9 protein-coding genes are annotated in these 7,003 nt (G+C 56.4%); 1 reads left to right on the top strand and 8 read right to left on the bottom strand.

All coding sequences use genetic code 11. The features are described 5' to 3' along the window. Window positions 1–31: 31 nt before the first annotated feature. Window positions 32–571 (bottom strand): FixH family protein, encoded by a 540-nt coding sequence (locus PMI23_RS25340; protein ID WP_007917181.1) that lies wholly within the window; start codon window positions 569–571, stop codon window positions 32–34. A gap of 11 nt (window positions 572–582) precedes the next feature. Then, a complete protein-coding gene (gene ccoG / locus PMI23_RS25345; protein ID WP_007917180.1) occupies window positions 583–1,998 on the bottom strand; it encodes a cytochrome c oxidase accessory protein CcoG in 1,416 nt (471 codons plus the stop codon). A gap of 541 nt (window positions 1,999–2,539) precedes the next feature. Between ccoG and PMI23_RS25350 the strand changes: the two genes are divergently transcribed. Continuing rightward, window positions 2,540–3,544, top strand: a complete 1,005-nt coding sequence (locus PMI23_RS25350) for a metallophosphoesterase family protein (protein WP_007917177.1) — start codon at window positions 2,540–2,542, stop codon at window positions 3,542–3,544. Between the two features lie 38 nt (window positions 3,545–3,582). On the opposite strand, the gene PMI23_RS25355 is transcribed toward PMI23_RS25350, so the two are convergent. The 6 genes from PMI23_RS25355 to PMI23_RS25380 all read right to left on the bottom strand — a co-directional run. Continuing rightward, window positions 3,583–4,002: a type II toxin-antitoxin system VapC family toxin gene (locus PMI23_RS25355; protein WP_007917175.1), complete on the bottom strand. Its 420-nt coding sequence runs from the start codon at window positions 4,000–4,002 to the stop codon at window positions 3,583–3,585. Next, complete coding sequence (locus tag PMI23_RS25360) at window positions 4,002–4,256, bottom strand: type II toxin-antitoxin system Phd/YefM family antitoxin (protein ID WP_042705038.1); 255 nt, start codon at window positions 4,254–4,256, stop codon at window positions 4,002–4,004. Before PMI23_RS25360 ends, PMI23_RS25355 begins: the two co-directional genes overlap by 1 nt. Before the next feature lie 530 nt (window positions 4,257–4,786). Beyond that, entirely contained in the window at window positions 4,787–5,770 is a 984-nt protein-coding gene (gene ccoP / locus PMI23_RS25365; RefSeq protein WP_007917163.1) for a cytochrome-c oxidase, cbb3-type subunit III, read from the bottom strand. After that, window positions 5,767–5,952: a CcoQ/FixQ family Cbb3-type cytochrome c oxidase assembly chaperone gene (locus tag PMI23_RS25370; protein WP_003175465.1), complete on the bottom strand. Its 186-nt coding sequence runs from the start codon at window positions 5,950–5,952 to the stop codon at window positions 5,767–5,769. The genes ccoP and PMI23_RS25370 overlap by 4 nt, the downstream gene beginning before the upstream one ends. A 5-nt stretch (window positions 5,953–5,957) precedes the next feature. Further along, window positions 5,958–6,566: a cytochrome-c oxidase, cbb3-type subunit II gene (gene ccoO / locus PMI23_RS25375; RefSeq protein WP_007917161.1), complete on the bottom strand. Its 609-nt coding sequence runs from the start codon at window positions 6,564–6,566 to the stop codon at window positions 5,958–5,960. Next, window positions 6,566–7,003, bottom strand: a 438-nt coding sequence (locus PMI23_RS25380; protein ID WP_007950202.1) for a cbb3-type cytochrome c oxidase subunit I, incomplete at its 5' end; no start/stop codon positions are given. The genes ccoO and PMI23_RS25380, both read right to left, overlap by 1 nt.

Here is a 7,003-nt window from a genome sequence, read left to right on the forward strand (position 1 = left end):
AGGGCTAGGGTGAGGGGGCTTTTGAAGTTGTTTACTTCTTCAAGTCTTCGGCACCTTGCAGCGGCTCATCACCGAGCAACAGATCCTTGTCATGGCTCACCAGCTCTTCCTCGAACATGCGCCACACGTGATCATCCTGACTGCCGAGCAATTCGACAAACCGGCGACCTTCGACCTTGTCACCCAATTGACCGATGTAACGCCCGGTTTCAGTTTCGCTGCGGGTCAACACGATCTTGCGATCTTTCTCCGGCTGCGTCGGCGAAATCAGGTTCAACTCCAGTGTTTTCGGCTGACTGTCACCGCTCAAGCGCAAATCGACTTCACCGGTCACGCCATCCAGATGCACCGCCGCACGCATCTTCAGAGTCTGCGCCAACAGTTCACGGTCCAGCGAACGGTTGATGCCTTTGCCAGCCTCGTAATAGTTGTCGTTGACGAGGTTGTCCGGGTTGTTCACCGCGATGGTCACCATGGACAGGGTCAGGGTCACCGAACAGGCCAGAATCCCGATGATGATCCATGGCCAAAGGTGCTTGTACCAGGGACTTGCGGCGTTTGCTGCGGGCATGTTCAGTTCTCTCAACGGATTTGTGGGCCGATGAATCGGCTCTTGGCTTCAACGTGGACGCTGTCGTCATCGGCATCCTTGAGGAGGAATTTCACCTCGTTGGTGCTTGACGGCAGTTGTTCCGGTGCGCTCGACAACTCGACCGGCATGCTGACGATATCGCCGGCCGCGACCTTGATCTCGCGCTTGCCTTGCAGGCGCAGATCCGGCAAACCGCTGGCTTCCAGCACGTAGGTGTGGTCGCGCTGATCCTTGTTCATGATCTTCAGGCTGTAGACGTTTTCGATCCGGCCTTCAGCGTTTTCGCGGTACAGCACGCGGTCCTTGCTGACGTCGAAACCAACCAGCGAGCGCATGAAAAACGCGGTGACCAGCAGGCTGATCATCGCCAGCAGCACCACGGCGTAGCCGATCAGGCGTGGCCGCAGTTTATGGGTTTTCTGCCCGGACAGGTTGTGTTCGGTGGTGTAGCTGATCAACCCGCGCGGGTAGTCCATTTTGTCCATGATGCTGTCGCAGGCATCGATACACGCGGCGCAGCCGATGCACTCGATTTGCAGACCATCGCGGATGTCGATACCGGTCGGGCAGACCTGCACACACATGGTGCAGTCGATGCAGTCACCGAGGCCTTGGGCCTTGTAATCGATGCCTTTCTTGCGCGGGCCACGGCTTTCGCCGCGACGCGGGTCGTACGAAACAATCAGCGTGTCCTTGTCGAACATCACGCTCTGGAAACGCGCATACGGACACATGTAGATGCACACCTGCTCGCGCAACCAGCCGGCGTTGCCGTAGGTGGCGAGGGTGAAGAAACCGACCCAGAAATACGACCAGCCATCAGCCTGGCCGGTGAAGAACTCGAAGACCAGTTCGCGGATTGGCGAGAAGTAGCCGACGAAGGTCATGCCGGTGACAAAACCGATCAGCAGCCACATCGAGTGTTTCGCGGCTTTGCGCAGCAACTTGTTGGCGCTCATCGGCGCCTTGTCGAGCTTGATGCGCTGGTTGCGGTCGCCTTCGGTGACCTTCTCGCACCACATGAAAATCCACGTCCACACGCTTTGTGGACAGGTGTAACCGCACCAGACGCGCCCGGCATACACGGTGATGAAGAACAGACCGAACGCGGCAATGATCAACAGGCCTGAGAGCAGGATGAAGTCCTGCGGCCAGAAGGTGGCGCCAAAAATGAAGAACTTGCGCTCCGGCAGATTCCACCACACGGCCTGATGGCCGCCCCAGTTCAGCCAAACCGTGCCGAAATACAGCAGGAACAAGGCGGCACCGCCCATCATCCGCAGGTTGCGGAACAGGCCGGTGAAGGCACGGGTGTAGATTTTTTCTCTGGAGGCGTAAAGGTCAACGCTGTTGTTCGCGTTTTTGCTTGGTGGTGTGACGTCGTGTACCGGAATCTGATTGCTCATCATTGCATCCCACGGCAGTGGAAAAATGCCTCGGTCGATACGTGCCAACCAAGGTCAAAAAGGGGTGTTGCAGTGGCGCAATGATACGCCGGTCGCTCTGGGTCAAGGGTGCGACCTTTGGTCGCGTTGGGTAAAAAACCTGAATGGTGTAGCGAATGCAGTAAAGCCTGATGCAGGTCAATTGACTTGTTGAGTATGGACGGTTTTGGCGCAGCGGCTAATCCATTGTTGTTCAGGGCGGATCGGTTCGATGCGATTGCCACTGCAAGCCGTGAAAAAACCGGCCCGACTTGAGGGCGGCGAGCACGGAAGATGTCATCTTCAGGTTATCAATTGCACAAGATTCCGAATGAATAGTTAAAGGCGCAACGTTGAACATTGCTTTTTACATCAGGCATTGTTGTAGGTTTTTTTGTGTCGGAAACATATCTACTTGATTGTTGTGGCTTGGTGCTTTGAGGTTTTCTGTTTTTTCTAATAAGTTCTGTTGTCGCGAAAACGTGTTCGCGTGTATTTGATTAATTTAAATGGAATTATAAGTATGGCTTTCAATAAGTTTACAAGCATAGTGCTGGGGGTTTGTTTATGGGCTTCGGTCGTCTCCGCTCAGGCTGTGACTGGAACCCCGAAACACATGGTGTTTGCCTCGGATACTCAATATCCCTGGACCGACAAGACAGATAACCGTGATCCCGAATCCGACTCGGAATTCGAAGTTCGCTCCAAGTGGCTGGTCGACAGTCAACTTGCGAGTATTGCTGATTTCAGAAATCAGCATGGTTCGCAAGCCCAGGTGCCACTGATGATCAATGGTGATATAACCGCTTTCGGTCATGGCTGGCAGCGGTCTTTTATGAAAGATATGTTGAACAAGTACTTTAAGGGTGAGTACTTGTATGGCTTGGGTAATCACGATTATGAAAACAATGTTGATGATTGTTTTAGCAATAGCTGTGCGGCGGGAAGTATCGTCGAATTCAAGGAGCATCATGAAGGCAAGGTGGACAGCTTTGATCTGAATATCACCAGTGGATTTCTCGGCAAGACGTATTCCGGCAGTCTTGCCTACTCTAAAAATATCGGCGAAGTTCATATGGTTCAGCTCAATAACGAGCCGACTTACACCACACGGATCGCTCATCCACTGAACCCGACGACGTTTGAAATCAACCATGCACTGGACTGGCTCGAGAAGGACCTGAGACTGGCCCGAGCCTCGGGGTACGCGATCATCATCAATATGCACAAGCCGCTGGACCACAAAGGGACCCAGGCCCAGCAGAAACGCTTTCACGACATGGTCAACAAATATCAAGTGACGGCGATCTTTGCTGGCCATTTGCATAAGGATGGCGGTGATGCCTATTGGGAGGGGAGCGTGCCCATGTACCTGAGCGGCAGTACGTCTCAGCAAACCTATCTGATTGCCAGTTTTACCGAGGACCGCAAGCAGTTGCAGGTCTATCTGGTGAGGAACAATCAGTGGCGCAATCGAAAGCTGATCGATACCACGGCGGTGCATTCAATCTTTGCCAACCGTCCATGATCAAAGCCCCCGCCAGTGATCTGGCGGGGCTTTCGGATTCAGGGATTGGCAGAGGTCCATGGATTGATCAGATGCACGCCGCTGAGTTGAAAATCGGCAACATTACGGGTCACCAACGTCAGCCCATGTACAAGCGCGGTGGCGGCGATCAAGGCGTCGCATTCATTGCTGCGATCAGGCACATGCAACTGTGCGCAACGGGTAGCGACGGCGCTATCGACCGAGAGGATTCTTCCCGAAAATGCGGGTTTGACGTGACGCTCGAGCCAGTGACGCAGCCTTGCTCCTTGTGGCGGGTCACGGCGTTCGATGCGCAGAATGCCGGTTTCCAGTTCCAGCACGGTAATTGCCGATAGATACAGGCTGGCCGGGGCGACGCTGTTTGCCCATGTCACCACGTGCTGGTCGGCTTGGGGTTTTCGCAGCTCGGAAACGACATTGGTATCGAGTAGGAACATCAGGACAGATCCACGCTACGAGGAGTGATGACGGCGCGCTCGGTTTCGAATTCGATGTCAGACGCATTCGGCATGACCAGCAGATCGACGATGCTCGCCTGGCTACCGGTCAGCTTCTGGTACTCCTCAATGCTCAGCAGTACATGGGCAGGCTTGCCACGATCGGTAATGATGACCGGACCCTGATGCGCGGCTTTTTTCGCAGCGCTGGTGTCCTGATTGAATTCGCGGCTGGAAATGGTCGTGATGGCCATCATTTTTGGCCTCCAGTGATTCGGGTGTAGAAACGTTACTACCTTGAAGTTTGCGCTGCAATCGAAAAGGCGGGTTGCGGACGATCGGTTTATCACTGTCATAACGGCACCGGCGAAAGCGCCCCTGCCAGAAGGCAGGGGCGCTGGGTATTGGGCAAATTTTCGCTGTGTTTTGCTGCTCCGCGTCAGGGCAATCGCCCGCCGCCGAGACCGTCCAGACCGCCCCCGTTACCTGGATGGTCCATGGTGTCTGGCGATGTTGAGCGTGCGGGCGCAGCAGGCGTTTTTACCGGTGTTGCGTGATGATCAGGGCAGGGCTGCAAACGTTTTGGCAATGTGTTTTCGTCATTTTTTGACATGTAGGCTTCATCCTTGAAGGTTGACCCGATGCTGCTCATCGGGGTGATAAAAACCTACAGGGCACCTTTCCTCAGGTCTATTGAGCAAACGTTTCAAGTCATGAATGCCGGCATGAAAAAAGGCCCCGCCAATCAAGATTGGCGGGGCCTTTTCTGTTTCAAGCGATGGCCTTACTCGGCGTTCGCTTCCGGTGCTTTTTCACCGTGGGACAGGCTGTAAACATACGCCGCCAGCAGGTGCACCTTATCGTTGCCTTGCAGTTGTTCCTGCGCAGGCATCTGGCCCTGACGGCCGTAACGAATGGTCTGCTGCAGTTGCGCGAAGCTCGAACCGTAGATGAACGCACCCGGGTGGGTCAGGTCAGGCGCGCCCATGGCGGGAGTGCCTTTGCCGGCCGGACCGTGGCAGGCCACGCAGTTGGCGGCGAACAGTTTGCCGCCATTGGCCGGATCAGCCTTGGTGCCTTCCGGCAGTTTGCGCCCATCCAGATTGGTCACGACAAACGCTGCCACGTCGGCAACGCCTTGCTCACCAATGACTTCCGCCCAGGCCGGCATCACCGCGTGACGACCGCCCATGATGGTGGTCTTGATGGTTTCCGGCTCGCCGCCCCAGCGCCAGTCGGCGTCGGTCAGGTTAGGAAAACCGTAGGCACCCTTGGCGTCGGAACCGTGGCACACCGAGCAGTTGGAGGCGAACAGACGGCCACCCATCTTCAGTGCTTGTGGATCCTTGGCGACTTCTTCGATTGGCATGGCAGCGAATTTGGCGAAGATCGGACCGAACTTGGCGTCCGAGCGAGCCATTTCCTTTTCCCACTCGTGCACGCCGGTCCAGCCGGTCTGGCCGTTGGCGAACGCAGTCTGCTTGTCGTTATCGAGGTAGTTATAGCCCGGCAGCAGGCCTTTCCAGTTGCCCAAACCCGGGTACAGCACCAGGTAACCCAGGGCAAAAATGATGGTGCCGACAAACAGCATGAACCACCATTTCGGCAGTGGGTTGTCGTACTCCTCGATTCCGTCGAAGGAATGCCCGACCGTCTCGTCCGTCTGCTCGCTGCGCTGGCCCTTGCGGGTCGACAGCAGCAGCCAGGTCAGGGCGAAGATCGTACCGAGACTGAGGACTGTGACGTACAGACTCCAGAATGTAGTCATTCTTTGTTACTCCTAGAAGCTTGCTCGACGTGCTTGATGGCTTCGGGATCATCCGCGAAAGGCAGCAAGGTCGCGTCTTCAAACTCCGACTTGCGCTTGGGGCTGAACACCCACAGCGCCAGACCGATGAAGGCCACCATCACAACAACGGTGCCCAGGCCACGAATCATCCCGATATCCATCTAATTCACCGTTTGCTTTTGATGATGGTGCCCAGGCCTTGCAGATAGGCCACCAGCGCGTCCATTTCGGTTTTGCCCTTCACGGCATCCTGTGCACCGGCGATGTCTTCGTCGGTGTAAGGGACGCCGAGGGTGCGCAAAACCTCCATTTTCTTGGCGGTTTCCTTGCCGTCGAGCTTGTTTTCCACGAGGAACGGGTAAGCCGGCATTTTCGACTCAGGCACCACGTTGCGCGGGTTGTACAAGTGCGCACGTTGCCAGTCATCGGAGTAACGACCACCGACGCGAGCCAGATCCGGACCGGTACGTTTGGAACCCCACAGGAACGGGTGATCCCAGACGCTTTCACCGGCGACCGAGTAGTGGCCATAGCGTTCGGTTTCGGCGCGGAACGGTCGGATCATCTGCGAGTGGCAGCCGACACAACCGTTGGCGATGTAAACGTCGCGGCCTTCCAGTTCCAGCGCCGAACGCGGCTTCATGCCTTCGACCGGCTTGTTGGTGACGTCCTGGAAAAACAGCGGAACGATTTGGGTCAGGCCGCCAACGCTGACGGCGATGACCATGAAGAAGGCCAGCAGGCCAATATTCTTCTCGACAGCTTCATGCTTCATCAGTGAGCTCCAACGACAGCGATCTGGGCAGCGGCTTCGGCTTCAGCCGGGTTCGAGGCGCGCACGGTGCGCCAGACGTTGTAAGCCATCAGGAACATGCCGCTGGCGAAGAATGCACCGCCCAGCGCACGGACGATGTAGCCCGGGTGGCTGGCTTGCAGCGCTTCAACGAACGAGTAGGTGAGGGTGCCGTCGTCGTTGATTGCACGCCACATCAGGCCCTGAGTGATGCCGTTGACCCACATCGACGCGATGTACAGCACGGTGCCGATGGTCGCGAGCCAGAAGTGCGCGTTGATCAGGCCGACACTGTGCATCTGCGCACGGCCGAACAGACGCGGGATCATGTGGTAGATCGCGCCGATCGAGATCATCGCCACCCAGCCCAGAGCGCCGGCGTGTACGTGGCCGATGGTCCAGTCGGTGTAGTGCGAGAG

This window comes from Pseudomonas sp. GM24 (assembly GCF_000282235.1).
GTDB lineage: Bacteria > Pseudomonadota > Gammaproteobacteria > Pseudomonadales > Pseudomonadaceae > Aquipseudomonas.